Here is a 25,268-nt window from a genome sequence, read left to right as displayed (position 1 = left end):
AACTTCAAGACGTTGCCCGAGTTCAAGGAAATGCTCGACCAGCTCGGCCCGATGATGAAGGCCGCCGGCCGCGATCTGTCGGCATTGACCATGCAGCTTGCGACTACGGAAGTAGAGTTGGCACGCCACCACAAATCCGAGTTCGCAGAATATGAGTCCTTGGGCTTGCAGGAAATCATCCTCAGCCCGCAGAGCACGTCAGCAAGCGAGGGCTTCGCTCAGCTTGAGAGCCTCGCACGCGATTTTCTCGATTAACGGAAGCGCCCGATTGTACTGAGCCGGCATCAGGCGCGCCTCGGCGGCCCTTGCTCGACGAGAAACCGGAAGGAACCTTCTTCACAGCATCGAGCTATCATCGTCGACCACGACAGTTCCGCACGGACCATGATTTGTCGATGCTGTTTTCTCGTAAGTCCGCCACGGCGGCTCGGCCCTTCCCTCGCTCCTCGTGCAAGCTATAGTGGCGGCAAGAAAGACCTCAGCAGCACTAAATGGCAGGAGAGACGATGACCCAGACTACTGCGGAGCGCTCGTTTCCAGAGCTGCCGGCGAACACGACGTTAGCCGAGGAGTATGTCACGGCGCGTCATCAGTATTGGGTAGCGCAGAGTCCGCGCGGACTGGAGGTGCTGCGCTACCGGCAAGGGTTTGAATTGCTTGATCATCCCGGCCTGGAGAAGGGCCCGGCGTGGCTCCAGAGACTGGACGATATCGGCCTGACCTCCGGGCCGGCGCGGGAATATTGGGAACGCCAACTCCTCACCAGCGAAGGAGCCAGACGCGAGCACATGCGCGCGCCCATGGCGCAGCTGTTTCGACCTGCGCAGATGGCCAAGCTGCAGAAAGCAATGCGGGCGATCATCGATGAGACGCTCGACGGCATCGAGGATCCGACCGATGTCGACTTCATGCAGCAGATCGCCTGGAAGATTCCGCCGATGGTCTATTGCCATCTGATCTCGGCGCCGATGGAACTCGCGGCAGAGGTTGCCCATATTTCCGATACGATCGTCCAGCCGATTCTGACGGGCGACAAAAGTCGCCTGCAGGCCTCGATCGATGCGCTGTGGACGGCTTATGCCTTCAACGAAAAGCATATCGAGGCACGCCGCGGCAATCTCGGCGATGACTTCACCTCCGCGCTGATCCGGCTGCAGATGGAAGGCGTGATTCCGGCAGACGAGGTGACGCTGCACGGCATGACGATCCTGCAGGCAAGCATTGACAACACCGTCCATCAGCTGGGCCTTACCTTCGGCACCCTGCTGGAGGATCGCCGCCGCTGGGAGCAGCTGCTGGCCCAGCCATCGCTCGTCGGCCCGGCGGCAGAGGAAACCTACCGTTTGCGGCCACGTTTCGGAACGATCATGCGTTATGCGCGCGAGGCGGTGGCGTACGAGGACATCGTCATCCCTGCCGATTCCTGGATTTACGTGTCCGTCCGGTCGGCGGGGCGAGACGAGGAAAAATTCGACGATGCCGACTTGTTCCGCTTGGGGCGGCCTCCGGCCCGTGCACTGATGTTCGGCAATGGTCCATATGACTGCCTTGGAATGACACTGGTCCGACTGGAGATCGGCGAGTTACTCAAGGCGGTGATCAAGCGCTTTCCAGGCATCCGGATGCTGGGGGAGTGGCGCACCTTCGACACCAACGCGGTTTCCGAAACAGCGCATCTTCGGGTTGCGCTCGCATAGCGGAAGCGCCGCGCAGCGGAACTTCGTCTCGCCTCATGCCTGCCGCCGGCAATCCGATCATGCGGCTCTCTGATCGTGCCCTGGCCGGCAGCCGATCGACGCTACCCTCCTGCAATCCTTGACCGCGGCCATGCCGCCCCGAGCCGGCAATGCTGCCGCGGTGGTGTCGCGGTGGCCATCGGGCATCTTCGAATAAGGTTGGGTTGCGAAACTCACCTTACGGAGACCCCGATGACCGGCGACACGATGAACGGCAAGCCCTGCCGGGGAGAGTGCCGACGGTGATTTCCTGCGCGAGATGATCGGCTTTGCCGCGCATCGGCTGATGGATCTGGAAGTGGGAGGCCTGACCGGCATCTCGACCCACTCGGTCGATGACCTCGCCAAGGCAATGGATCGCTGGGTGGCCGGCGACAGGTTGCCGAAACTCATGTCGTCCATCATGCGACGATGCAGCGGGCTCGCCGCTACCGCGGCGTCGGGTCATGGGTGGCCTCCTGATCAGGGGTTGGACTCCAACACCCCACCTTCCCATCAGGAGGCCATCGCCTCCGATACCAACGCCGCTCCTGCGTCAGCGGGTTAGTTCAATGCTGTTTATAGATCCGGGCCTCGTTCGTGCACAAAATAGGAATGAATATTCACTCCTTTTATCTTGACTCGAACCATCTGCTGCGCGATATTCGAGCGATATCTGAGAGATGTGCCCTGATGGTGTCTTGCAGCTAAGGAGAGACAAGCGGTGATAGATCAGCTGACCTTCACCGACGAGGCCGTCCAACGTTGCCCTTTCCCGGTCTATGACAAGTTGAGAGACGAGCAGCCGGTTTTCCACGACCCAGGCACGGGACATTACGTCCTCACTCGCTACGATGATGTTCGCAAGGCGTTGATGAACCCGTCGGTTCTCAGCAACCGGACGCCGTTTCTGGGCGACCGCTGGACGCCAGAAGCCAACGCGATGTTCGAGAGCGAGGGCTGGTTGCCGATGGACACGTTGGTGTCCAACGACCCGCCTAGTCATCGGACCTATCGCACGCTCGTCGACAAGGTCTTCACAACGGCCAAGGTGACGGGGCTTGAGCCGCGGATCAGCGAGATCATCGCCGAACTGATCGATGGTTTCGGCGATCGGGACGAAATCGACTTCCTCGACGCTTTCGCGGTTCCGTTACCGATGTATGTGATCGCCGAACAGCTTGGGGTTCGGCGCGAGGATCGCGCGCTGTTCAAGAAATGGTCCGACGCGGCCGTCGAAACGACAGGTCCGGTAACCCCGGAGCGCCAGATCGAACTGGCGCGGATCGTCATCGAGATGCAGCAATATATGGCGCACGAGATCGAGCGGGTCCGGGCTGAACCCGACGAGTTGCTGCTCAGCCGCCTGGCCAACCTGGAGACGGACGAAGGGCGCCAGTTGAACAATCGCGAACTTCAGAGCCTGATCTTTCAGATCCTTGTCGCCGGCAATGAGACGACCACGACGACGCTCGGCTCGGGCATGCGAATTCTCATCGAACGCCCCCAGCTGGCGGAGGCCATCAACGCAGACCCCTCGCTCGCAAAGATGCTAGGCGAGGAAGCGCTGCGTACCGCCACACCGCTGCAATGCTTGTGGCGCAAGGCGCTGGCCGACGTGCAGTTTGGCGATGTCACCGTGCCTGCGGGTTCGATCATTGAACTCCGCTTCGGCGCGGCCAACCGCGATCCCGCCCAGTTCGCCTGCCCCGCCGACGTGGACCTCGAGCGAAAGAACGCGACGAGCCATTTGGCCTTCGGTGCGGGCATCCATCTGTGCATCGGCAATCAGCTTGCACGAGGGGAGCTGCGCCTCGCATTCCAGGCCCTCACCCAGCATCTCAAGAACTTCCGGTTCAGCCGGGGCAACGCCAGCTGCCGCCCATTGGAGGGTTATACACCTTATGGCTTGCGGGAACTCTGGATGTCGTTTGATCGCCGCTAGATCTTTGGTCCCGGAGTTCGGTGCTGCTGATCTGATGTGAAGAGCGGGCTGGCTGTTTTTGCCACGCTTTGCGGATGGCCTCCTGGGGTGTGAGGCCCTTGAGCGTTTTCAGTCCGCGGCCGAAGCTACAGGCGGCGAAGAAGTCGGCCAGGTGCTGCCGGAGCGGGTCGTGGCTGTCGTAGTGGCAGCGCTTGACGATGCCGCCCTTTCCTCATTCCCACTCGATCGTTCCCGGCGGCTTCGACGTATAATCGTACGTCACCCGGTTGATGCCCTGCACTTCGTTCACGATGCGGGTGGCGACGCGGCTGAGGAAGGATGAATCGAACGGATAGACGTCGGCGGTCATGCCGTCGGTCGAGGTGACGGCGCGAAGCGCGCACACATAGTCGTAGGTGCGGCCGTCACCCATCACGCCGACGGTGCGGACCGGCAGCAGCACCGCGAAGGCCTGCCAGATCGCGTCGTAGAGCCCGGCGCGGCGGATTTCGTCGAGATAGACGGCGTCCGCCTTGCGCAGGATGTCGCACCGATCCTTGGTGACCTCCCCCGGAATACGGATCGCAAGGCCTGGCCCCGGGAAGGGATGGCGACCGACGAATATCTCGGGCAAGCCGAGTTCACGGCCGAGTTCGCGAACTTCGTCCTTGAACAGTTCGCGCAGCGGCTCGACGAGCTTCATGTTCATCCGCTCGGGCAGGCCGCCGACATTGTGGTGGCTCTTGATCGTCACCGAAGGGCCCCCGGTGAAGCTGACGCTTTCGATCACGTCGGGATAGAGAGTACCCTGCGCCAGGAAATCCGCGCCGCCGATCTTGACGGCCTCCGCCTCGAACACCTCGATGAAGGTCTTGCCGATGAACTTGCGCTTGGCTTCGGGATCGGTGAGTCCCTTGAGCCCGTTGAGGAACAGCGTCTCGGCATTCACATGCACCAGCGGGATGCCATAATGGCCGCGGAACAGGCCCACAACCTGATCCGCCTCCTCCAGCCGCATCAGGCCATGGTCGACGAACACGCAGGTCAGCTGGTCGCCGATTGCCTCGTGGATCAGAACCGCCGCCACCGCCGAGTCGACGCCGCCGGACAGCCCGCAGATGACCTTGCCGCTGCCGACCTGGGTCCGGATCTCGGCGATCTTGGTGTCGCGAAACTCGGCCATCGTCCAGTCGCCGGCCAGCCCGCAGACATGCCTCGCGAAATTTGCCAGCAGCTTGCCGCCATCGGGCGTATGCACCACTTCGGGGTGGAACATCATCGAATAGAAGCGACGCTTCTCGTCGGTGGCGATGGCGAAGGGCGCACCTTCCGAGCTTGCGACGATCTTGAAACCTGGCGGCAGCGCCTCGACGCGGTCGCCATGGCTCATCCAGACCTGATGCTTTTCGCCGACCTTCCAGAGCCCATCGAACAGCGCCGAGTCGTCGATCACGTCGATGAAGGCGCGGCCGAACTCGCGGTTGTCGGACGGGGCAACCATGCCGCCGAGCTGATGCGCCATGGTCTGTTGGCCGTAGCAGATGGCGAGCACCGGCACGCCGGCCTCGAAGATCTCCTGCGGCGCGCGCGGGCTGTCGTCCCACATCACCGATGAAGGGCCGCCGGACAGGATCACGCCCTTTGGCTGCAGCCGCTCGAAGGCGGCAGCGGCAGCATTGAACGGGGCGATCTCGCTATATACGCCCGCCTCGCGCACGCGCCTGGCGATGAGCTGGGTAACCTGGCTGCCGAAGTCTACGATCAGGATCGAGTCGTGCAGCTGGCTGCTGGGCTTCGGGGCGGCGGGAAGCTTGGCTGTCATGGGGAGCCGATAATGGGGGACGGTGCGGCTGTCCAGCCGCCAGATAGCGGCCAATATGGGTACAATGGGGCTTGCATCGTGACGACAGTCATAGCAAACGGAACATATGGGGATCAAATGGCAACTGAGGTCGCGGCCTTATTAGCGGGGGCACCTATGAGGCATATCTGGGCGAAGATGATTTGGATGGTTCTCGTGGCACAGGTGGCCCACGCCTCGACCACGACCGGAACCGCCGCTCCCGCTAGCTACCAGCATGTCGGCAGCGGTTTCACTTTTCCGCTGTCGATCGGGCCGTTCCAGCGAAGCACCCTGCAGCAGATTTCACCGGATGGTCTTCACGTCGCCGCGCAATATGACACCAGCGCCGCGGGACATGAAATGAGCGTGACGGTCGAGATCTATCCTGCGCCTTATATTCTTCCGGGATCGCGCAACGCGCACGTCGAGGCGGAGGTCTGCACCAACCATTCCGCCCGTTTCGATGAGGAAATGAAAGAGGAATATCGCGCCAGGCGAGTCGGTGGCGGAACCGTCGCCTGGCCTTCCTCGCAATCCGAAGGATCGGGTAGGCGTTCATCCTTCGAAGTGAAATCGAAGCGCGACCGTGGGCAAAAGGTCGAGACCTACCTGTTCTGCCCGGTCGCGAAGGAGTGGATGATCACCTATATCGCGATCGCACCGGTGGAAAACGACCTGACCGCCGATCTCGCTCGCTTTGCCAACTGGTTTCCCTGGCCCGAACTGGCCGTCACGCCGCTCGCGAGCGAGCGCCGAACGACCATCGTGGTTCGTTCGACTTTCGGTGAGCCGACCTACTTCCTCAGGGGCGTGATTCTCACCGGCTCGCAGCGGGACATCGATATCTTCAACGCCGCCGCGACCTCGCAGGGCCTGGAAATGCACGCCGTCACGAGTGAGCCGGCGACACCACAGTATTTGACGGCCTTCGACCGGAGCACCAAGGCTCTGCCCGCTATCGATATGATCCGCGCTGCCCGCGACGGCAAAATGGGCTCGCTCAAACTCGATCTGATGCTTCTACCGTTGAGCGCCGCCAACGGCGGCGACCATGAAGACGATGCGATCGTGCTCGCGCCGCCGGACGGGATCGATGGCCTATGAGACTGCGGCCCCTATCCGGGCCAACCCAACAAAACCGGCCGCTGGCCCGCGATCCAAGGGGGAAATCGCGCCATCGCGGCTTCGAACAGGGCAGATTCGACATGACGCGCAAGCCACGCCTGTAAGGCGGGCAGCGGCTGCAGGTCGAACCATCGCCGATCGGTCTCGGCGAACTGCCGCACGAAGGGCATGATTGCGATATCAGCCAACCTGCGACGTGGACCGCGCAAATTGTCTCGCTGCGCCAGGACAGCTTCATAGGCCGCGAGCATCGCCAGCCCGGCGGCACGATGCTCCAGCGGATCGCTGCCGTGGCGGCCGGGGTATTTGTAGCGATCGAGATGATATTTGAACGACCCGTCATTGTTGGCGATCAGCTCAGGATCGTCGCCGTCGAGCCAGCCTTCCGTGTCATTGGCCTCAAGCGCCCGGCGCATGATGTCGAGGCTCTCGTCGATCACGTTCCCGTCCGGGAGCAGCAGCACCGGCACGGTGCCCTTGGGCGACAGGGCAAGCATTTCCGGCGGCTTGGCCGAGAGCTTGACCTCGCGGAGTTCGCAGATGGTGCCGCTGACGATCAATGCCATCCGCGCCCGCATCGCATAGGGACAGCGGCGAAAACTGTAGAGGACCGGCCTCTCAGCCATCCCGGGCAGCCCGCACCGCGCCGACATGCAGCTCGCCGCGCGCCTCGGCCAGGCGGGTCTGGCGCTCACGCTCGGCATAGCCGCTGCGCTGCGCCTCGGTCCGATCGGCGTGGCAGGCCGGGCAACTCACACCGGCCGAATAAAGCGGCGAGGCAATATCCTCCGCGGAGATGGGGTGGCGGCATGCGCGGCACAGCTGATAGCTGCCAGGTGCCAGGCCATGCGCTACCGTGACCCGCTCGTCGAAGACGAAGCATTCGCCTTCCCACCGGCTATCCTCGGCGGGCACGGTCTCGAGATATTTGAGGATGCCCCCCTGCAGGTGATAGACGTCGCCAATACCTTCCGCTTTCAGGAAGGCGGTGGCCTTTTCGCAGCGTATCCCGCCGGTACAGAACATGGCGACCCTGGGCGCAGCCTTGTCGCCAAGCAGTTCGCCGCGCTTCTGCCGGAACCACGCCGGGAAGTCGCTGAACGCACGCGTCTCCGGATCGATCGCGCCGACGAAGCTGCCGGCCCTGACCTCATAGTCATTGCGCGTGTCGATCAGGATCATATCGGGCTGTGCGATCAGGGCGTTCCAGTCCTCGGGCGCGACATAATGGCCTACGCTGGCCAGAGGATCGATGTCTGGCTCCCCCATGGTGACGATCTCGCGCTTGATGCGCACCTTCATGCGATGGAAGGGCATGCTGGCAGACCGCGATTGCTTGGCCTCCAGATCGGCGCAGCCCGGCAGTCGGCGGAGTTGGGCGAGAATGACGGCGATAGCCTCATCGGAACCCGCGATCGTGCCGTTGATGCCTTCCCGGGCGAGCAGCAGCGTACCCTTTATGCCATGCGCGCAGCAGCTCCTCGCGATCGTCGCGCGCTTCGCTTCAAGTTCGTCGAACGGCGTGAAACGGTAAAGCGCAGCAACGCAGATCGGCAGGTCTGGAGAAAGATGGTCGCTAATGGTGCACCTTGGCGCAGCTGTGGGATGCCGCGCCTTCTAGCGCCAACCGGCGGTCACGACCAGCTTCAGCGCGCTGCGAGACGCTCGCGCAGCTGAACCGACTCGACCTGGCCTTCGCGGACGTCGCAAAGGAACTGACGATCACCGCGTTCGCCGCGGACCACCCCGTCGACCCGCCAGGCATCGTCGCCATCGCGGCCGACGGAATCGACCGACGACACCGGACCCTTGGCCATATTCTCGACGGCGCTGGTGCAGATCGAGGACACTTCGCGCGCATCATCGCCAGAGTCACGCAGATCGTCGCGCTGGTCGGCGCCGCGGCGCGAAGGGACGCCCTTGTTCTTGCCAACAGAGCTGGCCACCGCGATGGCGCCGCCGGCGATCACTGCGCCTAGCAAGATATTGCCAAAGGTATCGCCGCCGCCGTGATGATGCCGATAGCCGCCCCAATAGGGCCGCGCCTGGGCGGGGGCACTCGCACTCGCCACCAGAGCCAATGCCGCTGCCGAACCGATGAATGCCTTGAACATGATTCACGCCCCACTGACTGATACGCATATTATGACAGCAGCTACGATTAGCCGCTACTTGCTTGCGGTGAGCTGAATGGCGTCTTCGACATGTCCGGTACAGCGGGTGCGCCGCGCATACGCTTATTGTGGCAGCGCCATGCCCGTCCAGTGGCCCAGGAAAGCCCACAGGTCGGCATATTCTTCGATCATCTTATCGGTGGGCTTGCCCGAGCCATGGCCGGCGCGGGTTTCGATCCGGATCAGGTGCGGCCTGGGACCGATGTCGGCGGCCTGAAGCGCCGCGCTATATTTGAAGCTGTGACCCGGGACAACACGATCGTCGGTGTCCGCAGTGGTCACCATCACCGCGGGATATTCGATGCCCGACCGGATATTGTGATAGGGCGAATAGCGACGCAGCACCCGGAAATCCGCCTTCTTCGCCGGATCGCCATAATCGTCGACCCAGTATCGGCCGGCGGTGAACCGATTGAACCGAAGCATGTCCATGACCCCGACGCCGGGATTCGCCGCCGCAAAGAGGTCGGGTCGTTGGTTGATCACCGCACCAACGAGCAGCCCCCCATTCGAACGCCCGATAGCCGCCAACCGCCCCTTGGCGCTGATGCCGCTGGCGATCAGATATTCGCCCGCGGCGACAAAATCATCGAACACGTTCTGCTTGGCCTTGAGCCGTCCGGCATCATGCCACGTCTTGCCATATTCGCCGCCGCCGCGAAGATTGGCTACGGCATAGACGCCGCCCATCTCCATCCAGCCCAGGACTGCCGGAGAAAAGGCGGGAGTCATGGCGACATTGAAGCCGCCATAGCCGTACAGCAACGCCGGGGCCCCCGGCGGCGTGCTTTTCCTGCGGGCGACGAACATGGGGATGCGGGTGCCATCCTTCGAAGCGTAAAATAGCTGGTCGACGGCATAGTCGGCGGGATCGAAGGCCAGCTTCGACTGGATGAACAGCTCCATCCTGTTGGTTGAGGTATCGAGGCGGTAGATGGTCGACGGTGTCGCATAGCTGGAAAAGCTGAAGAAGGTTTCGGGATCGCCGACCCGTCCGCCAAAGCCGGCGCCGGAGCCGACATCCGGCAGGTTGATGGCGCCCACCAGCGTGCCGTTCAGTTCATAGAGCAATGCTTGGGTCTTGGCGTCGCCGAGATAGGCGAGGATCAACCGGCTCCCCACGAGCGAAACGCCGACCAGCGTCTCCGCGGCCTGTGGGATGATCTCCACCGGTTTCGGCCGCGGCCGCGACACGTCGAGCATCACGACGCGCTGGCGCGGGGCAGCAAGATTGGTGCGAAAGAAGAGCTGGCTGCCGATGCTTCCGGCCAGCGCCCATTCGTGCTTGAAACCGCGTATCAGTTTCCTCGGCCGGGGTTGGTGCTCGGCCAGATCGAACAAGGTCAGTTCATATCGCTCGTCGGTGCCGGCGCTCGACGTGATGAGCGCATAGCGGCCGTCCTGGGTCGTCTCCACACGATGGTTGAGCTGCGGCTTGGCCGGCGTGGCATATAGACGGCGGTCTGCAGACTGCGGCGTACCGATCAGGTGATAATAGACCTGGTGATCCAGGTTGAGCTGTTGGAACGCGCCCCCATCCTTCGGCTCCGGGAAGCGCGAATAGAAGAAACCTTTGCCGTCGCTATCCCAGGCGAGAGCCGAGAACTTCACCCATTTGATCTCATCCGCGAGCGTCTTGCCGGTGAGGACATCGAGGACGCGCAGTGTCCGCCAGTCGCTGCCGCCGTCCTGGACCGAATAGACCAGCAGATCGCCATCGTTCGACGGGCGCCAGTCGTCCAGCGCGGTGGCACCGTCGCTGGCCCACCGATTGGGATCCAGCAGCTCGCGCTCCTTGCCGGCCAGCCCATCGCGCACCAGCAGCACCGGCTGATTCTGAAGCCCGCTGTTGTAGGCGTAGAAATAGCGTGCGCCGCGCTTCCGCGGCACGCCGTATCGCTCGTAGTTCCAAAGCGTCTCGAGCCGGGCCTTGATCGCATGGCGGCTACCGCCCAGCGACTGCAGGTAGCTGTCGGTCAGCTTGTTTTCGGCATCGACCCAGCTGGCAACGGCCTTGTCGGTGCGCACATCGTTCTCGAGCCAGCGATAGGGGTCCGCCACGGCCTCGCCGAACTGCATGTCGACGATGTCGTCGCGAGGTGCAACCGGATAGGCGATGGCGGCGGGCTGGGCGGAGGTCGCGGACAAGGTGATGCTCATCGTCAACAGGGCAAGGAAGGTGGCGCGCACCCGGATCGGCGGCATCAGGCGGTCTTTCGCAGCACAAACGAAAAGAGCCGCGAGCGTAGCGCCCGCGGCTCTCTTTGCAATGCCGTCGGCAGTGAAACCGATCAGGCGGCTTCGGCGACATCCTCGTCGCTCGCAACCGGGCCCGAGTCCTGGCCCTTGGCCGAGACGTCACGGTCGACGAACTCGATGATCGCCATCGAGGCTGCGTCCGAAGCGCGGATGCCCGCCTTGATGATGCGGGTATAGCCGCCGTTCCGCGATGCGTAGCGCTCGGCCAGCACGTCGAACAGCTTCCGGAGCTGGGTATCGTCGAGCAGGCGCGCATGCGCGAGGCGACGATTGGCGAGGCCACCCTTCTTGGCGAGCGTCACGAGCTTCTCGACATAGGGGCGAAGCTCCTTCGCCTTGGCGAGGGTCGTGACGATCTGCTCATGCTTGATGAGCGCTGCCGACTGGTTGCGGAACAGGGCGGTACGATGTGATCCGGTCCGCTGAAGCTTACGACCGCCTACGCGATGGCGCATGATATTTTCCCTTCGTTTGTCAGAGGGCCGTGTCAGGTACCCCAAGCCAGGCGGCCGTTCAGGGCGCCGCCCATTCCCCTGTTCTCCGTCATTCCAGCGAACGCTGGAATCTCTCTTCCTCAGACAAGGAAGAACACGGAGATACCAGCTTTCGCTGGGATGACGGGAGGGGAGCCTTAACTCCCCGCCTCATCAGAATTCCTGTTCGAGCTTCTTGGCCATTTCCTCGATATTCTCGGGCGGCCAGCCGGGGATTTCCATACCCAGGCGCAGGCCCATCGAGGCGAGGACTTCCTTGATCTCGTTGAGCGACTTGCGACCGAAGTTCGGCGTGCGCAGCATCTCGGCTTCGGTCTTCTGAACCAGATCGCCGATGTAGATGATGTTGTCGTTCTTGAGACAGTTCGCCGAGCGGACGCTGAGCTCGAGCTCGTCCACCTTCTTGAGCAGATAGCGGTTGAGCTGGTTGGCGTCCCCTTCGGGCTCCGCACCGCCGGTTGCCGGGGAGGCAGTGCCCGCGGTTGGCGCCGAGATCGCCATGCCGTCGTCGAAGTGGACGAACAGCTGGAGCTGGTCCTGCAGGATGCGCGCCGAATAAGCGAGCGCATCCTCCGGGGTCACCGTGCCGTCGGTCTCGATCGTGAGCGTCAGCTTGTCATAATCAAGCTCCTGCCCAACGCGGGTGTTCTCGACCTTGTAGGCGACCTGACGGACCGGCGAGTAGAGCGCGTCGACCGGGATCAGGCCGATAGGCGCGTCCACCGGGCGATTTGCCGCGGCGGTGATATAGCCCTTCCCAATGTCCGCAGTAAGCTCCATGTTGAGCGTCGCGGCATCGTCGAGGTGGCAGATCACCAGATCGGGGTTCATCACCTCGATGTCGCCGGTGGCGGCGATCATGCCTGCGGTGACTTCGGCAGGCCCGGTCGCCGAGAGCTGGAGGCGCTTCGGCCCCTCACCCTGCATCTTGAGCGCGATCTGCTTCACGTTGAGCACGATATCGGTCACGTCCTCGCGAACACCCGCGAGCGACGAGAACTCGTGAAGCACGTTCTCGATCTTGATCGAGGTGACGGCCGCGCCCTGCAGCGAGGACAGCAGCACGCGGCGCAGCGAATTGCCGAGCGTCAGGCCGAAGCCCCGCTCGAGCGGCTCGGCGACGAAGGTCGCCCTGCGCTTGCTATCGCCGCCCGACTTCTTTTCGAGGCCGTTCGGCTTCTTGAGTTCCTGCCAGTTCTTTGCGTTGACAGCCACTGTGTTCCCCTTGGGGTATGGCAGGCGCGGGAGGCAACCTGCCGGAAATCGTTGAGAGCGGAAGGCACGGGGCCTTCCGCGCCGGATCAGACGCGACGACGCTTGGAAGGGCGCACGCCATTATGCGGGATCGGCGTAACGTCGCGGATCGACGTGATGTGGAATCCGACCGCCTGCAGCGCGCGCAGCGCCGACTCGCGGCCCGATCCGGGACCCTTCACCTCGACCTCGAGGGTGCGGACGCCATGCTCGGCAGCCTTCTTGCCCGCGTCTTCGGCAGCGACCTGAGCGGCGTAGGGCGTCGACTTGCGGCTGCCCTTGAAACCCATCATGCCGGCCGACGACCAGGCAATCGCATTGCCCTGCGCGTCGGTGATCGTGATCATCGTGTTGTTGAAGCTGGCGTTCACATGCGCGACGCCGGCGGTGATGTTCTTGCGCTCGCGGCGGCGAATGCGCTGAGGTTCACGTGCCATATTATCCGTTTCCTACCTGAAGGAGCGAGCGCCGGAGCAAAAGCCCGGCGCTCAAGCCCATTACTTCTTCTTGCCGGCGATCGGCTTGGCCTTGCCCTTGCGGGTGCGCGCATTGGTATGCGTGCGCTGCCCGCGGACCGGCAGGCCCTTGCGATGACGCAGGCCGCGATAGCAGGCCAGATCCATCAGGCGCTTGATGTTCATCGCCACCTGGCGGCGAAGATCGCCTTCCACGGTATAGCTGGCGTCGATCGCCTCGCGGATCTGGAGAACTTCCTGATCGCTGAGGTCCTGGACGCGACGCTGCGGCTCAATACCGAGCTTGGTGGTGATTTCCTTGGCCTTGGTCGAACCAATGCCGTGAATGTAGGTCAGCGCGATTTCGACGCGCTTGTTGGTCGGGATATTTACACCCGCGATACGTGCCACTGTGCTATTCTCCTGCTCCACGGTGCGGCTGGCAGACCGCTCCATCTCGACGCTCGCCCCATTGGACCGGGGCCGCCCCCCAGAACGCAGCAAACACGGCACACGCGCGAAGCGGTACCGGTTGGAAGGTTATGGAAGCGAGGGTCACTAGTCAGGTGCGCGAGTCGTGTCAACCCGGGGTCCGGCGATCCGGCGAAGATCCGGCGGATATGGGCTTGAAGCGTATAATCAGGCAAGACGGGATCGAAAGTTCATGGGGGGTTAGGTGATCGCGACGACCAGACGGCTCGTTCCATCCGACAGCAGCCATTTCGGACACAATAACTTCGACGCGATCCGGCTGGCGATGGCGCTACTGGTGGTCTTCTCGCACAGCTATGCGCTACGCTTCGGCAGCGAGGAACGGGAGCCGCTGTCGATCGTCACCAATGGCTATTACAACAGCGGCGAAATCGGCGTCTGGGTGTTCTTCATCATCAGCGGGTTTCTGATCGCTCGCAGCCACGAACGATCGGCCTCGAACCGCGCCTTCATGATCAAGCGCGTCCGCCGCATCTATCCCGGCTATCTGGCGGCCACCACCATATGCGCCTTCGTGATCACGCCGCTGTTCGCGCCAGGCTTCGCGATCGGGAGCGGCGAAGTCGCGCGGACGATCGGCGGCAATCTGTTGCTTGCCAACCATTTCCCCCTGCCCGCGCTGTTCACCGCCAACCCGGGCCCGGCGATCAACGGCTCGCTGTGGAGCATCAAATATGAGTTCCTATGCTATCTCGGCGTGCTGATGCTCGGCATCCTCGCCCGGCCTGTGCAGCGGCTGGCCCTGCCGTTGATCTATGCTGCCATCCTCGTGATCTGGTGCTGGCTCGATCTCAGCGGCCGCAGACCGGGCGGTGCCGAGCTGGTCCGGGCCGCGATCGGCTGGCCCTACCTCTGGTTCCAGATACTTCCCAATTTCCTCGCGGGCATGATCGGCTATCTTTACCGCGACAGCATCCCCCGCTCGACGCCGCTGCTGGGTGCGGGCGTGATCGCCTGCTTCATGGCCTTCCACCTCGGCGGCCGCGGCTCCATTGGCATCGTCGCGGCGCATCTGCTCACCCCGCCCGTTCTCGCCTATCTGGTCCTGTGGCTCGCCTTTCACCCGGCCATCGCCCTGTCGGGCGCCGCTCGCTACGGCGATTTTTCCTACGGCACCTATCTTTATGCCTTCGTCATCCAGCAGATGCTGATCGCGACGCTCGATCTGCCCTTCCCTATGTTCGTGCTGCTATCGCTGATCCTCGCGCTATCTGCCGGCGTCGTCAGCTGGTGGCTGGTGGAGCGCCACTTCCTAAAGCGCGGCATACGCCCCACCGGGCGTCTCGCGGTCAAGGAAAAGGCGCCCGCTCACTCCTGAGCGGACGCCCCTGTCCTTCAGCCTTGGTGGCGGTCGATCACACCACGCCGTAGGCCAGCATCGCGTCGGCGACCTTCTTGAAGCCGGCGATGTTGGCGCCCTTCACATAATCAATGTGATCGGAGCCGGCCGAGCCGCCATATTCGACGCAGCGCGAGTGGATGCCCTGCATGATGTCGATCAGAAGGCGCTGCAATTCCTCTTCCTTCCACGAGATGCGGGCCGAGTTCTGGCTCATCTCGAGACCGGATACCGCGACGCCGCCGGCATTGGCGGCCTTACCGGGCGCGAACAGGATCTTGGCCTTCTTGAAGACGTGCGTGCCTTCCAGCGTGGTCGGCATGTTGGCGCCTTCCGACACCGCGAAGCAGCCATTTTTGACCAGCGTTGCGGCCTCGTCCGCGTTCAGCTCGTTCTGCGTTGCGCAAGGCACCGCCACATCGCAGGGGACGCTCCACGGACGTGCGCCATTGCCATGGAACTGGGCGCCCTTGAACTCCGTGACATATTCCGAGATGCGGCCACGACGCTTGTTCTTCAGATCCTTGATCCAGTTGACCTTCTCCTGGGAGATGCCGTCCGGATCGTAGATATAGCCCTCGGAATCCGACAGGGTCAGCACCTTGCCGCCGAGCTGGTTGATCTTCTCGGCCGCGTGCGTGGCGACATTGCCCGAACCCGAGATGACAGCGTTGAGGCCAACCAAATCCTTGCCCTTGGTCTTCAGCATCTCGAGCAGGAAGTAGACGGCGCCATAGCCGGTGGCTTCGGTGCGGATCAGCGAGCCACCATATTCGAGGCCCTTGCCGGTAAGAACGCCGGTGAACTCGTTGGTGAGGCGCTTATACTGGCCGAACATGTAGCCGATCTCGCGGCCGCCGACGCCGATGTCGCCCGCGGGAACGTCGGTGTTCGCACCGATGTGGCGATAGAGCTCGTTCATGAAGCTCTGGCAGAAGCGCATGACTTCGTTCGCGCTCTTGCCCTTGGGATTGAAGTTCGAGCCGCCCTTGCCGCCGCCCATCGGCAACCCGGTCAGCGCGTTCTTGAAGGTCTGCTCGAAGGCCAGAAACTTGAGCACGCTCTCGGTAACCGACGGATGGAAGCGGATGCCACCCTTGTACGGCCCGATGGAATTGTTGTTCTGGACGCGCCAGCCACGCTGCACGCGGATATTGCCGCCATCGTCTTCCCAGCACACGCGGAAGCTGATCACACGGTCGGGCTCGGCGATGCGGCGCAGGATCTGGTATTTGTGATACTGCTCCTTGTCGGCGATGAAGTCGAAGATGTCCTCGGCGACTTCCTGCACCGCCTGTGCGAACTCCGGCTGGCCGGGATTGCGTTTCTTTACACCCTCGACGAATGACGAGAGATCGACATGATCGGAAACTGCCATTGGTTATCCCCTGCTCCTAAGACGCTGACCGTATCCCCGTGAGACTCGGCGTCCGCGACCAGAGGCATCCCGCGATTCCGTTACGCTAGCAAGTGGTTTCGGCGGAAATTAATAGCATGAATCAACCTCGAAGCGGGGCAGCGCCCATAGTTCGACCGAGCTGCGGGGAGACAGGCAGTGTGTCGGGAATAGGCGCGGCGCAGCCTTACCAATGCTTCCAGAAGCCGAGCACCGAATCCAGTAGTGTCAAAGGCATGCCCAATCCAAGCGTCAGTATCACCGCGAGGATCGCAATCAGCCCGACCCAGGAATAGGCACGCCTGGCCAGGCTGATCACATAGGCCAGCCACGCGAGGCTCTCGCGCCGGGCCTTCGAGGATCGCCTCCGTCTACGCCGCCTAACCGGTTGCTGTTCCATTGTGCAGGGAACATGCACCAAAATACGACAAAGCCAAAGTGACTTTGACGACACTCGGCAACCGCTGGTCAGGCGTCCAACATTTCCGCGATCGCCGCCGACACCTCATTCATGTCGGCCATGCCGTCGACCCGCTGTACCAGCCCGCGCGCTTCGTAGAGTGGGAGGATCGGCGCAGTCTTCGCCCGATATTCGGTCATGCGCGTGCGAACGGTTTCTTCGTTATCGTCCGGGCGCCGCTTGAACTCCGTGGAACCGCATTTGTCGCAGATGCCGGCGACCGCGGGTTTCTTAAAAGCGTCGTGGTAGCCCTCGCCGCAGCTCGCACAGGTATAGCGCCCGGTGATACGCTCGACGAGCGCATCCTCGTCGACGTCCAGCTCGATCACATGGTCGAGCGTACGGCCGCGGCTCTGAAGGATCTCGTCCAGCGAATGAGCCTGCGCCTCGGTCCGGGGATAGCCATCGAAGATGGCGCCTTCGCTCGGCGCCATGCTGTCCAGCTTCTCACCGATCAGGCCGGAGACGATCTCGTCCGATACGAGTTCGCCCGCATCCATGACGGCCTTGGCCTTGAGGCCGATCGGGGTACCCGCCTTGACCGCGGCGCGCAGCATATCGCCGGTCGAGAGCTGCACCATGCCGCGATCGGCAACGAGTTTGGACGCCTGCGTACCCTTACCGGCGCCGGGCGGTCCCAGCAGGATGATGTTCACGAACGGGTGCTCCCCGCGAGACTCTGAAAGATCACCTGCGCTGTCCCCCTTTTAGTTTAGCTTTCTTGATAAGGTCGCCATATTGATGCGCCAGCAGATGGCTTTGGATCTGGGTAACTGTGTCGATGGTAACGTTGACCACGATCAGCAGGCTGGTGCCGCCCAGTGCAATGCCCAGACCATAATGCGAGGTGACATATTCGGGCACCAGGCAGATGAAGGTCAGATAGGCCGCGCCGATCACGGTGATGCGCGTCAGCACATAATCGAGATAGTCGGCGGTATTCTTGCCTGGCCGGATGCCCGGGATGAAGCCGCCATAGCGCTTCAGATTGTCCGCGGTCTCTTCCGGATTGAACACGACCGCGGTGTAGAAGAAGCAGAAGAAGATGATCCCCGCCGCATAGAGCGCCATATAAAGCGGCGTGCCATGATGGAGATATTGGTTCAGCGCGATGATGAAATCGCCCCACATGCTTTCGCCCGCGGTGCGCTGACCGGCGAACTGGCTTACCGTCAGCGGCATCAGCAGTAACGACGAGGCGAAGATCGGCGGGATCACATTGGCGGTGTTGATCTTCAGCGGGAGGTGGCTCTTGTCGGCCTGCATATGGCCCCGGGCGGTCTGGCGCTTGGGATATTGGATCAGCACGCGGCGCTGGGCACGCTCCATGAAAACGATGCCGGCGACCAGCGCGACCACGCCTATGACGGCGGCGATGATGAACACCGCCGACAGCGATCCGGTGCGGCCGCCTTCGAACAGGTTCGCCAGTGCGGTCGGCAGCTGCGACACGATACCGGCCATGATGATCAGCGAGACGCCGTTGCCGATGCCCCGGCTCGTGATCTGCTCGCCAAGCCACATCAGGAACATCGTGCCGCCGATCAGCGAGATCACCGTGGTGGCGCGAAAGAGATAAGGGTCGACGACAACCGCATCCATGCCTGCGCTGGCGCCCCAGCTTTCGAGGCCAACCGCGATGAAATAGCCTTGGATGCCGGTCAGCAGCACGGTGCCGTAGCGGGTATACTGGTTGAGCTTCTTGCGCCCGCTCTCGCCTTCCTTCTTGATGGCGGCGAGCGTCGGCGACAGCGATGTCGCCAGCTGCACCACGATTGAAGCGGTGATGTAGGGCATCACGCCTAGCGCGATCAGCGACATGCGCGTCAGCGAACCGCCTGAGAAGGCGTTGAAGAAATCGAGCACGCCACCCTTGGTGGTGTCGAACAGCGATGCCAGCGCGCGCGGATCGAGGCCCGGCAGCGGCACATGGCTCAGCAACCGGAAGATGATCAACGCGCCGAGGGTGAACCACAGGCGCTTCTTGAGCTCGGTCGCCTTGGCGAACTGGCCCAGATTTACATTGGCGGCCATTTGTTCGGCTGCGGATGCCATATTATTCACTGACCCCGGAAATGGAAACGGCGGGGGAGCCGATCAGCCCCCTCCGCCGCCTCATATAGTGTTCGCGTCGAGCTTGTCTAAGCCCAATGCGAGGCGGCTCAGGCTTTGGCCGCAGCCTTCTTGGCTTCCTTGTCGGCCGCGCGCACCTTCTGAACGGTGCGATGCTTCGCCTTCGCCTTGTCGGCAGCAGCAACAACCTCGATCACCTCGACCGAACCGCCGGCCTTTTCGATCGCTGCCTTGGCGCCGGCCGATATGCCGGCGACCTTGAACGACAGCTTCGCCGTCAGCTCGCCCTTGCCGAGCACGCGCACGCCATCCTTGCCGCCACGGGCAACGCCGGCCGCCTGGAGAACGGCATGATCGATCACGCCGCTGGTCTCCAGCTTGCCGGCATCGACCAGCTTCTGGATCGCGCCGAGGTTCACCTCGGCATAATCCTTGGCGAAGATGTTGTTGAAGCCGCGCTTCGGGAGCCGCATGTGGAGCGGCATCTGCCCGCCTTCGAAGCCCTTGACCGAGACGCCCGAGCGGCTCTTCTGGCCCTTCTGACCGCGCCCGGCGGTCTTGCCCAGGCCGGAGCCGATGCCGCGTCCGACGCGCACCCGGCTCTTGCGGGCGCCTGCATTGTCGCGAAGATCGTTCAGTTTCATATCATGCACTCGCTTTCGCTATGTTCGCGCTGAAAATAATGGAAGGGGCGGACGGCCTTCACCGTCCACCCCGTCCCATCGCGGCCCTTCCCCTAAGGGCAGGGCCATCGAGGATCAATCCTCGATTTTGACCATATGCTGGACCTTGGAGATCATGCCACGCACTGCCGGCGTGTCCTGAAGCTCGCGGGTCCGATGCATCTTGTTGAGACCGAGGCCAATCAGCGTTGCGCGCTGATCGTCGGGGCGGCGGATCGGCGAACCGATCTGCGTTACCTTGATCGTCTTGTCAGCCATCGTCACTTACTCCGTGATCGCCGCGGCATCGGCCTCGGCCACCGGAGCCGAAACACCGCCACGACCCAGCAGGTCGGCGATCTTCTTGCCACGGCGCTGCGAAACCGACTTCGGCGAAGTCTGCTCGCCGAGCGCCTCGAAGGTCGCCCGGATCATGTTGTACGGGTTCGAGGTGCCGACCGACTTGGTCACGACGTCATGGACGCCGAGGCTCTCGAAGATCGCACGCATCGGACCGCCGGCGATGATGCCCGTGCCCGGAGGCGCGGTGCGGACGGTCACGCGGCCGGCGCCGAAATGGCCCTTGCCATCGTGGTGCAGCGTCCGGCCCTCACGCAGCGGCACGCGGACCATCGACTTCTTGGCGGCCGCGGTCGCCTTGGCGATCGCTTCCGGCACTTCGCGGGCCTTGCCGTGGCCGAAGCCTGCACGACCCTTGCCGTCGCCCACGACGACCAGCGCCGCGAAGCCGAAGCGCTTGCCGCCCTTCACCGTCTTCGAGACGCGGTTGATGTGGACGAGCTTCTCGATCAGCTCTTCGCCCTGCTCGTCGGTGTTCTTGTTGCGATCGTCGCGACGGCCACGGTTGCCGTCACGGCCACGGCCGCCACGATCGTTGCCGGGGCCACCGCCGCCGCCACGGCCGCGGCCACCACGACCGCGACGCTCGCCCTGGGGCTCGGCGCCGGGAACGGCTTCCGCCGGGGCAGCTGCCTGGATTTCGGTTTCGTCAGCCATTTAGAACTCCAATCCGCCTTCGCGGGCAGCATCGGCCAGCGCCTTGACGCGACCATGGAAAAGGAAGCCGCCACGATCGAACACCACCTGGGTGACGCCCGCCGCCTTGGCGCGCTCGGCGACGCGCTTGCCGACCGCAGCCGCCGCTTCCGCGGTAGCGCCGGTCGTGCCCTTGACATCCTTGTCGAGGGTCGATGCCGCAGCGACCGTACGGCCGGCCTCGTCGTCGATCACCTGTGCGTAGATGTGACGGCCCGAGCGATGCACCGACAGGCGCGGCCGCAGGCCGCCCCTCGAACGAAGCGCGGTACGAACGCGCCGACGGCGGCGCTCGAAAAGAGAGAGACCCTTGGCCATTACTTCTTCTTCCCTTCCTTGCGGAAGATATACTCGCCGGCATATTTGATGCCCTTGCCCTTGTAAGGCTCAGGCTTGCGCCAGCGGCGGATTTCAGCGGCAACCTGACCGACCTGCTGCTTGTCGATCCCGGAGATGTTGATGGTCGTCTGATCCGGCGTCACGATCGTGATCCCTTCCGGGATCGCGAAATCGACATCGTGGCTGTAGCCGAGCTGCAGCTTCAGATTTTTGCCCTGGACGTTGGCGCGATAGCCCACGCCGGTGATCTGAAGGGTCTTGGTGTATCCCTCCGTCACGCCGGTCACCAGGTTCTGCACCATCGTGCGCTGCATGCCCCAGAAGGAGCGGGCGCGCTTGGTCTCGTTGGCTGGCAGGACCTGGATATGGCCTTCCTCGACCGCGTAGCTGACCTCGTCGGCCAGGCTCAGCGTGAGGGCGCCCTTCGGACCCTTGACCGAAAGCGTCTTGCCTTCGATTGCGGCAGTGACGCCGGCCGGCACCGGGACCGGCTTCTTACCAATGCGGCTCATCAGAAGACCTCCGCGAGAACCTCGCCGCCGACATTCTGCTCACGCGCTTCCGCGTCGGACAGAACACCCTTTGGCGTCGAGACGATGGTGATGCCCAGGCCGTTGCGAACGCGCGGCAGTTCCTTCGAACCCGAATAGACGCGGCGGCCAGGCTTGGAGACGCGGGCGACATGCTGGATAGCAGGCTGCCCTTCGAAATATTTCAGCTCGATGCGCAGGCCGTTGTGGCCGGCGAGTTCTTCCTCGCTGTAGCCACGGATGTAGCCTTCGCGCTGAAGCACGTCGAGAACGCGGGCGCGCAGCTTGGAAGCGGGAGAAGTCACGCTGTCCTTGCGGGCACGCTGCCCGTTGCGGATGCGGGTGAGCAAATCACCCAGGGGATCGGTCAGAGCCATCTTCTATCTTCCTTACCAGCTCGACTTCGTAACGCCGGGGATCAGGCCCTTGTTGGCCAGATCACGCAGCTGAATACGGCAAAGCCGGAACTTGCGATAATAAGCGCGGGGACGGCCCGTCACTTCGCAACGGTTACGCACGCGGGTCGGGTTCGCGTTGCGCGGGATCTCGGCCATCTTCAGCCGAGCAATGAGACGCTCGGACTCATCCTTGCTCTCATCATTCGCAACCGTCTTGAGACGCGCATATTTGCCCGCATAAGCCTTGACCAGCTTCTTGCGACGCTCGTTCTTGTTGATCGAACTCAGTTTCGCCATGACTTAAGTTCTTCCTTCTCTGAGCAGACCGCTTACGCGGCCTGCTTCTGATCCTGAATTTCCACCGGGAAGGGGAAGCCGAATAGACGCAGCAGCTCGCGCGCTTCGTCGTCGGTCTTCGCCGTGGTGGCGATGATGACATCCATGCCGCGGATCTTGTCCACCGAGTCATAGCTGATCTCCGGGAAGATCAGCTGCTCTTTCAGGCCGGTGGCATAGTTGCCGCGGCCGTCGAACGACTTGGGGTTCAGTCCACGAAAGTCGCGAACGCGAGGCAGCGCGACGGTAACGAAGCGGTCGAGGAACTCGTACATGCGCTCGCGGCGGAGGGTGACCTTCGCGCCGATCGGCATGCCCTCGCGCAGCTTGAACTGCGCGATCGACTTCTTCGCCTTGGTGATCACGGCCCGCTGGCCCGCGATCTTCGTCATTTCGTTGGCGGCCTGCTCGACCTTCTTCTTGTCCTGGGTAGCCTCACCAACGCCCATGTTCAGGACGATCTTGGTGATCTTCGGCACTTCCATGACATTCTTGTAGCCGAACTTCTCGGTCATCGCCTTGATGATGGTGTCATCATAAAGCTTCTTGAAGCGCGGGATGTAGGCATCAGCCATTGATCGTCTCCCCGGTCTTGACCGCGACGCGGACCTTCTTGCCGTCCTGGACTTCGAAGCGAACGCGCGTCGGCTTGCCGTCGGCGGTCGCGATCGCGACCTTCGAGACATGCATCGGCGATTCGACTCGCTCCAGGCCGCCCTGCGGGTTGGCCTGGCTGGCCTTGCGGTGGCGGGTCGAGACGTTGACGCCCGACACGATCACCTTGCCGTCCTTCGGAAAGGACCTGGTGACTTCACCCGTCTTGCCCTTGTCCTTGCCGGACAGGACAACGACGCGGTCACCCTTCTTGATCTTCAGCGAGGACATTACAGCACCTCAGGCGCGAGCGAGATGATCTTCATGTGGTTCTTGGCGCGGAGCTCGCGGACAACCGGGCCGAAGATGCGGGTGCCGATCGGCTCACCGCTGTTCTTGTTGATCAGGACGGCGGCATTGCCATCGAACCGGATCGTCGAACCGTCGGGACGATGAATGTCCTTGGCGGTGCGGACGATGACCGCGCGATGCACGTCACCCTTCTTGACCTTGCCGCGTGGTGCCGCTTCCTTGATCGAGACGACGATGACGTCGCCCACGGTCGCGAAACGGCGCTTGGAACCACCCAGCACCTTGATGCACTGCACCCTCTTGGCGCCGCTGTTGTCAGCCACGTCGAGGTTCGTCTGCATCTGGATCATTGTTCAGACCCTTCCGTAATCAGGCTTGGTTCGGCGTCGCGTGGGTATCAACCCGCTCGATCACCTTCCAAGACTTGAGCTTCGAAATCGGCGCGGTCTCTTCGATGCGCACCGTCTCACCCTCGCGAAACTGGTTGGTCTCGTCGTGGGCGTGATACTTCTTCGACCGCTTGATGATCTTGCCGTACATCGCGTGTTTCACGCGACGTTCGACCTTCACCACGACGGTCTTGTCGGTCTTGTCGGAGACCACCGTTCCGGTCAGCACGCGCTTCGGCATGGCTGGCGCTCCTTACTTTGCAGCCGCAGCGGAACGCTGCGTCTGCAGGGTCTTGATCTGCGCGATAGTCCGACGGACCTCACGCACGCGGCTGGGCTTCTCGAGCTGGTTGGTCGCAGCCTGGAAGCGCAGGTTGAACTGCTCGCGCTTCAACTCGCCCAGGTCCTGGGAGAGCTGATCGTCGGTCTTGGCAGTGAGATCGGCAATCTTCGCCATCTTATGCGTCCTCGTAGATGGACTCGCCGAAACGAGCGACCACCTTGGTCTTGATCGGGAGCTTTTCCATCGCGCGCTCGAAGGCGACGCGGGCGAGCGGGCCGGGCACGCCGTCCAGCTCGAACAGGATCCGGCCGGGCTTGACGCGCGCAGCCCAGAACTCCGGCGAGCCCTTGCCCGAGCCCATGCGGACTTCGGCGGGCTTCGACGAAACCGGAACGTCCGGGAAGATGCGGATCCACAAGCGGCCCTGGCGCTTGATGTGACGCGTGATCGCGCGGCGAGCCGCCTCGATCTGACGCGCGGTGATCCGGTCCGGCTCGAGAGCCTTAAGGCCGAATGCGCCGAAGTTCAGCGTCGCGCCACCGGGGGCGTTGCCATGGATCCGGCCCTTGTGGGCCTTGCGGAATTTAGTGCGCTTTGGTTGCAGCATTTCTTATCGCCTTCTGACACCGATTGTCCGGTCGATCAGGCGACGCTGATAAGGGGAAACCCCTTATCGCGCCGGCCGGACCCCCGACGTCTGAGCTTCCATCATGAGCCGGTCCTGGGCCATCGGATCATGGCCGAGAATCTCGCCCTTGAAGATCCAGACCTTGATACCGCACACGCCATAGGCGGTGTGGGCTTCGGCTTCGGCATAGTCGACATTGGCGCGCAGCGTGTGCAGCGGCACACGGCCCTCGCGATACCATTCGGTGCGGGCGATCTCGGCGCCGCCGAGACGGCCGGCGCAGGTGATCCTGATGCCTTCGGCGCCGAGGCGCAGCGCCGACTGCACCGCACGCTTCATGGCGCGGCGGAAGGCGATGCGACGCTCGAGCTGATCGGCGACGCCCTGCGCCACGAGCTTCGAGTCGATCTCGGGCTTGCGGATTTCGACGATGTTCAGCGAGACTTCCGACGAGGTCATCTTGCCGAGCGTGCGGCGAAGCTTCTCGATGTCGGCGCCCTTCTTGCCGATGATCACGCCGGGGCGTGCGGCATAGACCGAGATCCGGCACAGCTTGGCAGGACGCTCGATCACGACCTTCGAGATCGCGGCCTGCGGGATCGCCTTCATGATGTGCTTGCGGATCTTGAGATCCTCGAGCAGCAGACGACCATAATCGGCGCCGTCGGCGTACCAGCGGCTGTCCCAGGTGCGGTTGATCTGCAGCCGCATGCCGATGGGGTTGGACTTCTGACCCAT

Annotated in this window: 32 protein-coding genes; 6 read left to right on the top strand and 26 right to left on the bottom strand. The window is 62.9% G+C overall.

Annotated features, from left to right (window positions below):
* The 4 genes from AAC645_RS14785 to AAC645_RS14770 all read left to right on the top strand — a co-directional run.
* A partial coding sequence (locus tag AAC645_RS14785; protein WP_340317082.1) for a hypothetical protein occupies positions 1–255 on the top strand: 255 nt, incomplete at its 5' end.
* 251 nt (positions 256–506) lie between these two features.
* A complete protein-coding gene (locus AAC645_RS14780; RefSeq protein ID WP_340317080.1) occupies positions 507–1,697 on the top strand; it encodes a cytochrome P450 in 1,191 nt (396 codons plus the stop codon).
* A gap of 298 nt (positions 1,698–1,995) precedes the next feature.
* Positions 1,996–2,283: a hypothetical protein gene (locus tag AAC645_RS14775; RefSeq protein WP_340317078.1), complete on the top strand. Its 288-nt coding sequence runs from the start codon at positions 1,996–1,998 to the stop codon at positions 2,281–2,283.
* 156 nt (positions 2,284–2,439) lie between these two features.
* Positions 2,440–3,660, top strand: a complete 1,221-nt coding sequence (locus tag AAC645_RS14770) for a cytochrome P450 (protein WP_340317076.1) — start codon at positions 2,440–2,442, stop codon at positions 3,658–3,660.
* Between the two features lie 211 nt (positions 3,661–3,871).
* On the opposite strand, the gene guaA is transcribed toward AAC645_RS14770, so the two are convergent.
* A complete protein-coding gene (gene guaA / locus AAC645_RS14760) occupies positions 3,872–5,461 on the bottom strand; it encodes a glutamine-hydrolyzing GMP synthase (RefSeq protein ID WP_340317074.1) in 1,590 nt (529 codons plus the stop codon).
* A gap of 186 nt (positions 5,462–5,647) precedes the next feature.
* On the opposite strand from guaA, the gene AAC645_RS14755 reads away from it, so the two are divergent.
* Entirely contained in the window at positions 5,648–6,586 is a 939-nt protein-coding gene (locus tag AAC645_RS14755; protein ID WP_340317073.1) for a hypothetical protein, read from the top strand.
* An 11-nt stretch (positions 6,587–6,597) separates the two neighbouring features.
* On the opposite strand, the gene AAC645_RS14750 is transcribed toward AAC645_RS14755, so the two are convergent.
* The 8 genes from AAC645_RS14750 to rpsM form a co-directional block, all read right to left on the bottom strand.
* Positions 6,598–7,233, bottom strand: coding sequence for a glutathione S-transferase (locus tag AAC645_RS14750; RefSeq protein WP_340317072.1), 636 nt, complete (start codon positions 7,231–7,233; stop codon positions 6,598–6,600).
* Complete coding sequence (gene trhO, locus AAC645_RS14745) at positions 7,226–8,188, bottom strand: oxygen-dependent tRNA uridine(34) hydroxylase TrhO (RefSeq protein WP_340317091.1); 963 nt, start codon at positions 8,186–8,188, stop codon at positions 7,226–7,228. Before trhO ends, AAC645_RS14750 begins: the two co-directional genes overlap by 8 nt.
* A 65-nt stretch (positions 8,189–8,253) precedes the next feature.
* The gene (locus AAC645_RS14740; protein WP_340317071.1) at positions 8,254–8,721 is read right to left on the bottom strand and encodes a hypothetical protein; all 468 of its coding nucleotides are present in this window, start codon (positions 8,719–8,721) and stop codon (positions 8,254–8,256) included.
* A 123-nt stretch (positions 8,722–8,844) separates the two neighbouring features.
* Entirely contained in the window at positions 8,845–10,986 is a 2,142-nt protein-coding gene (locus AAC645_RS14735; protein WP_340317070.1) for a prolyl oligopeptidase family serine peptidase, read from the bottom strand.
* A gap of 86 nt (positions 10,987–11,072) precedes the next feature.
* Complete coding sequence (gene rplQ / locus AAC645_RS14730; protein WP_340317069.1) at positions 11,073–11,495, bottom strand: 50S ribosomal protein L17; 423 nt, start codon at positions 11,493–11,495, stop codon at positions 11,073–11,075.
* Positions 11,496–11,687: 192 nt separating this feature from the next.
* Positions 11,688–12,749 (bottom strand): DNA-directed RNA polymerase subunit alpha, encoded by a 1,062-nt coding sequence (locus AAC645_RS14725; protein ID WP_340317068.1) that lies wholly within the window; start codon positions 12,747–12,749, stop codon positions 11,688–11,690.
* A gap of 86 nt (positions 12,750–12,835) precedes the next feature.
* Complete coding sequence (rpsK, locus tag AAC645_RS14720; RefSeq protein WP_011952170.1) at positions 12,836–13,225, bottom strand: 30S ribosomal protein S11; 390 nt, start codon at positions 13,223–13,225, stop codon at positions 12,836–12,838.
* Positions 13,226–13,285: 60 nt separating this feature from the next.
* Positions 13,286–13,654 (bottom strand): 30S ribosomal protein S13, encoded by a 369-nt coding sequence (gene rpsM, locus AAC645_RS14715; RefSeq protein WP_046194300.1) that lies wholly within the window; start codon positions 13,652–13,654, stop codon positions 13,286–13,288.
* A 265-nt stretch (positions 13,655–13,919) separates the two neighbouring features.
* Here rpsM and AAC645_RS14710 point away from each other — a divergent pair, with 265 nt between their 5' ends.
* A complete protein-coding gene (locus AAC645_RS14710) occupies positions 13,920–15,053 on the top strand; it encodes an acyltransferase family protein (protein WP_340317066.1) in 1,134 nt (377 codons plus the stop codon).
* Positions 15,054–15,090: 37 nt separating this feature from the next.
* On the opposite strand, the gene gdhA is transcribed toward AAC645_RS14710, so the two are convergent.
* The 17 genes from gdhA to rpsC all read right to left on the bottom strand — a co-directional run bounded on the left by gdhA (position 15,091) and on the right by rpsC (position 25,268).
* Entirely contained in the window at positions 15,091–16,452 is a 1,362-nt protein-coding gene (gene gdhA, locus AAC645_RS14705) for an NADP-specific glutamate dehydrogenase (protein WP_340317065.1), read from the bottom strand.
* A gap of 486 nt (positions 16,453–16,938) precedes the next feature.
* On the bottom strand, positions 16,939–17,586 hold the full coding sequence (locus AAC645_RS14700; protein ID WP_340317064.1) for an adenylate kinase: 648 nt from the start codon (positions 17,584–17,586) through the stop codon (positions 16,939–16,941).
* A 31-nt stretch (positions 17,587–17,617) separates the two neighbouring features.
* A complete protein-coding gene (secY, locus tag AAC645_RS14695; protein WP_340317063.1) occupies positions 17,618–18,985 on the bottom strand; it encodes a preprotein translocase subunit SecY in 1,368 nt (455 codons plus the stop codon).
* A gap of 107 nt (positions 18,986–19,092) precedes the next feature.
* Complete coding sequence (rplO, locus tag AAC645_RS14690) at positions 19,093–19,647, bottom strand: 50S ribosomal protein L15 (protein ID WP_340317062.1); 555 nt, start codon at positions 19,645–19,647, stop codon at positions 19,093–19,095.
* Positions 19,648–19,761: 114 nt separating this feature from the next.
* Positions 19,762–19,944 carry a 50S ribosomal protein L30 gene (gene rpmD / locus AAC645_RS14685; protein ID WP_340317061.1) on the bottom strand — a complete coding sequence of 61 codons (183 nt, stop codon included), beginning with the start codon at positions 19,942–19,944 and terminating at the stop codon, positions 19,762–19,764.
* 6 nt (positions 19,945–19,950) lie between these two features.
* Positions 19,951–20,682, bottom strand: a complete 732-nt coding sequence (gene rpsE / locus AAC645_RS14680; protein ID WP_340317060.1) for a 30S ribosomal protein S5 — start codon at positions 20,680–20,682, stop codon at positions 19,951–19,953.
* Complete coding sequence (gene rplR / locus AAC645_RS14675; RefSeq protein ID WP_340317059.1) at positions 20,683–21,039, bottom strand: 50S ribosomal protein L18; 357 nt, start codon at positions 21,037–21,039, stop codon at positions 20,683–20,685.
* The gene (rplF, locus tag AAC645_RS14670; protein ID WP_340317058.1) at positions 21,039–21,572 is read right to left on the bottom strand and encodes a 50S ribosomal protein L6; all 534 of its coding nucleotides are present in this window, start codon (positions 21,570–21,572) and stop codon (positions 21,039–21,041) included. The genes rplR and rplF overlap by 1 nt, the downstream gene beginning before the upstream one ends.
* Positions 21,572–21,967 carry a 30S ribosomal protein S8 gene (gene rpsH, locus AAC645_RS14665; protein ID WP_340317057.1) on the bottom strand — a complete coding sequence of 132 codons (396 nt, stop codon included), beginning with the start codon at positions 21,965–21,967 and terminating at the stop codon, positions 21,572–21,574. Before rpsH ends, rplF begins: the two co-directional genes overlap by 1 nt.
* 12 nt (positions 21,968–21,979) lie before the next feature.
* Positions 21,980–22,285: a 30S ribosomal protein S14 gene (rpsN, locus tag AAC645_RS14660; RefSeq protein ID WP_340317056.1), complete on the bottom strand. Its 306-nt coding sequence runs from the start codon at positions 22,283–22,285 to the stop codon at positions 21,980–21,982.
* A gap of 32 nt (positions 22,286–22,317) precedes the next feature.
* Complete coding sequence (gene rplE, locus AAC645_RS14655; protein ID WP_340317055.1) at positions 22,318–22,899, bottom strand: 50S ribosomal protein L5; 582 nt, start codon at positions 22,897–22,899, stop codon at positions 22,318–22,320.
* Positions 22,892–23,209, bottom strand: a complete 318-nt coding sequence (gene rplX, locus AAC645_RS14650; RefSeq protein WP_340317054.1) for a 50S ribosomal protein L24 — start codon at positions 23,207–23,209, stop codon at positions 22,892–22,894. Before rplX ends, rplE begins: the two co-directional genes overlap by 8 nt.
* Positions 23,209–23,580 carry a 50S ribosomal protein L14 gene (gene rplN / locus AAC645_RS14645; RefSeq protein ID WP_011952186.1) on the bottom strand — a complete coding sequence of 124 codons (372 nt, stop codon included), beginning with the start codon at positions 23,578–23,580 and terminating at the stop codon, positions 23,209–23,211. Before rplN ends, rplX begins: the two co-directional genes overlap by 1 nt.
* Before the next feature lie 19 nt (positions 23,581–23,599).
* Complete coding sequence (rpsQ, locus tag AAC645_RS14640) at positions 23,600–23,860, bottom strand: 30S ribosomal protein S17 (protein ID WP_340317053.1); 261 nt, start codon at positions 23,858–23,860, stop codon at positions 23,600–23,602.
* A 12-nt stretch (positions 23,861–23,872) separates the two neighbouring features.
* On the bottom strand, positions 23,873–24,076 hold the full coding sequence (rpmC, locus tag AAC645_RS14635) for a 50S ribosomal protein L29 (protein WP_046194316.1): 204 nt from the start codon (positions 24,074–24,076) through the stop codon (positions 23,873–23,875).
* A gap of 1 nt (position 24,077) precedes the next feature.
* Positions 24,078–24,509: a 50S ribosomal protein L16 gene (gene rplP, locus AAC645_RS14630; protein WP_296534783.1), complete on the bottom strand. Its 432-nt coding sequence runs from the start codon at positions 24,507–24,509 to the stop codon at positions 24,078–24,080.
* 63 nt (positions 24,510–24,572) lie between these two features.
* Entirely contained in the window at positions 24,573–25,268 is a 696-nt protein-coding gene (gene rpsC / locus AAC645_RS14625) for a 30S ribosomal protein S3 (protein ID WP_340317049.1), read from the bottom strand.

The sequence above is a fragment of the Rhizorhabdus argentea genome (genome assembly GCF_037861105.1).
In the GTDB taxonomy this organism is placed as follows: domain Bacteria; phylum Pseudomonadota; class Alphaproteobacteria; order Sphingomonadales; family Sphingomonadaceae; genus Rhizorhabdus; species Rhizorhabdus argentea.
This window is presented reverse-complemented; position numbering and strand designations above follow the sequence as displayed.

What these genes read in the sequence shown, in the direction of transcription:
- AAC645_RS14750 (WP_340317072.1), bottom strand. Translation starts at nt 7,233, where the DNA reads ATGGCTGAGAGGCCGGTCCTCTACAGTTTTCGCCGCTGTCCCTATGCG.
- rpsQ (WP_340317053.1), bottom strand. Translation starts at nt 23,860, where the DNA reads ATGCCGAAGCGCGTGCTGACCGGAACGGTGGTCTCCGACAAGACCGAC.
- AAC645_RS14740 (WP_340317071.1), bottom strand. Translation starts at nt 8,721, where the DNA reads ATGTTCAAGGCATTCATCGGTTCGGCAGCGGCATTGGCTCTGGTGGCG.
- rplQ (WP_340317069.1), bottom strand. Translation starts at nt 11,495, where the DNA reads ATGCGCCATCGCGTAGGCGGTCGTAAGCTTCAGCGGACCGGATCACAT.
- rplO (WP_340317062.1), bottom strand. Translation starts at nt 19,647, where the DNA reads ATGAAACTGAACGATCTTCGCGACAATGCAGGCGCCCGCAAGAGCCGG.
- secY (WP_340317063.1), bottom strand. Translation starts at nt 18,985, where the DNA reads ATGGCATCCGCAGCCGAACAAATGGCCGCCAATGTAAATCTGGGCCAG.
- gdhA (WP_340317065.1), bottom strand. Translation starts at nt 16,452, where the DNA reads ATGGCAGTTTCCGATCATGTCGATCTCTCGTCATTCGTCGAGGGTGTA.
- rplF (WP_340317058.1), bottom strand. Translation starts at nt 21,572, where the DNA reads ATGAGCCGCATTGGTAAGAAGCCGGTCCCGGTGCCGGCCGGCGTCACT.
- rplR (WP_340317059.1), bottom strand. Translation starts at nt 21,039, where the DNA reads ATGGCCAAGGGTCTCTCTCTTTTCGAGCGCCGCCGTCGGCGCGTTCGT.
- AAC645_RS14775 (WP_340317078.1), top strand. Translation starts at nt 1,996, where the DNA reads ATGATCGGCTTTGCCGCGCATCGGCTGATGGATCTGGAAGTGGGAGGC.
- rpsH (WP_340317057.1), bottom strand. Translation starts at nt 21,967, where the DNA reads ATGGCTCTGACCGATCCCCTGGGTGATTTGCTCACCCGCATCCGCAAC.
- AAC645_RS14780 (WP_340317080.1), top strand. Translation starts at nt 507, where the DNA reads ATGACCCAGACTACTGCGGAGCGCTCGTTTCCAGAGCTGCCGGCGAAC.
- rplP (WP_296534783.1), bottom strand. Translation starts at nt 24,509, where the DNA reads ATGCTGCAACCAAAGCGCACTAAATTCCGCAAGGCCCACAAGGGCCGG.
- rpsE (WP_340317060.1), bottom strand. Translation starts at nt 20,682, where the DNA reads ATGGCTGACGAAACCGAAATCCAGGCAGCTGCCCCGGCGGAAGCCGTT.
- AAC645_RS14735 (WP_340317070.1), bottom strand. Translation starts at nt 10,986, where the DNA reads ATGCCGCCGATCCGGGTGCGCGCCACCTTCCTTGCCCTGTTGACGATG.
- rplX (WP_340317054.1), bottom strand. Translation starts at nt 23,209, where the DNA reads ATGTCCTCGCTGAAGATCAAGAAGGGTGACCGCGTCGTTGTCCTGTCC.
- rpmD (WP_340317061.1), bottom strand. Translation starts at nt 19,944, where the DNA reads ATGGCTGACAAGACGATCAAGGTAACGCAGATCGGTTCGCCGATCCGC.
- rpsK (WP_011952170.1), bottom strand. Translation starts at nt 13,225, where the DNA reads ATGGCACGTGAACCTCAGCGCATTCGCCGCCGCGAGCGCAAGAACATC.
- rpmC (WP_046194316.1), bottom strand. Translation starts at nt 24,076, where the DNA reads ATGGCGAAGATTGCCGATCTCACTGCCAAGACCGACGATCAGCTCTCC.
- rplE (WP_340317055.1), bottom strand. Translation starts at nt 22,899, where the DNA reads ATGGCTGATGCCTACATCCCGCGCTTCAAGAAGCTTTATGATGACACC.
- rplN (WP_011952186.1), bottom strand. Translation starts at nt 23,580, where the DNA reads ATGATCCAGATGCAGACGAACCTCGACGTGGCTGACAACAGCGGCGCC.
- guaA (WP_340317074.1), bottom strand. Translation starts at nt 5,461, where the DNA reads ATGACAGCCAAGCTTCCCGCCGCCCCGAAGCCCAGCAGCCAGCTGCAC.
- AAC645_RS14755 (WP_340317073.1), top strand. Translation starts at nt 5,648, where the DNA reads ATGGTTCTCGTGGCACAGGTGGCCCACGCCTCGACCACGACCGGAACC.
- rpsN (WP_340317056.1), bottom strand. Translation starts at nt 22,285, where the DNA reads ATGGCGAAACTGAGTTCGATCAACAAGAACGAGCGTCGCAAGAAGCTG.
- rpsC (WP_340317049.1), bottom strand. Translation starts at nt 25,268, where the DNA reads ATGGGTCAGAAGTCCAACCCCATCGGCATGCGGCTGCAGATCAACCGC.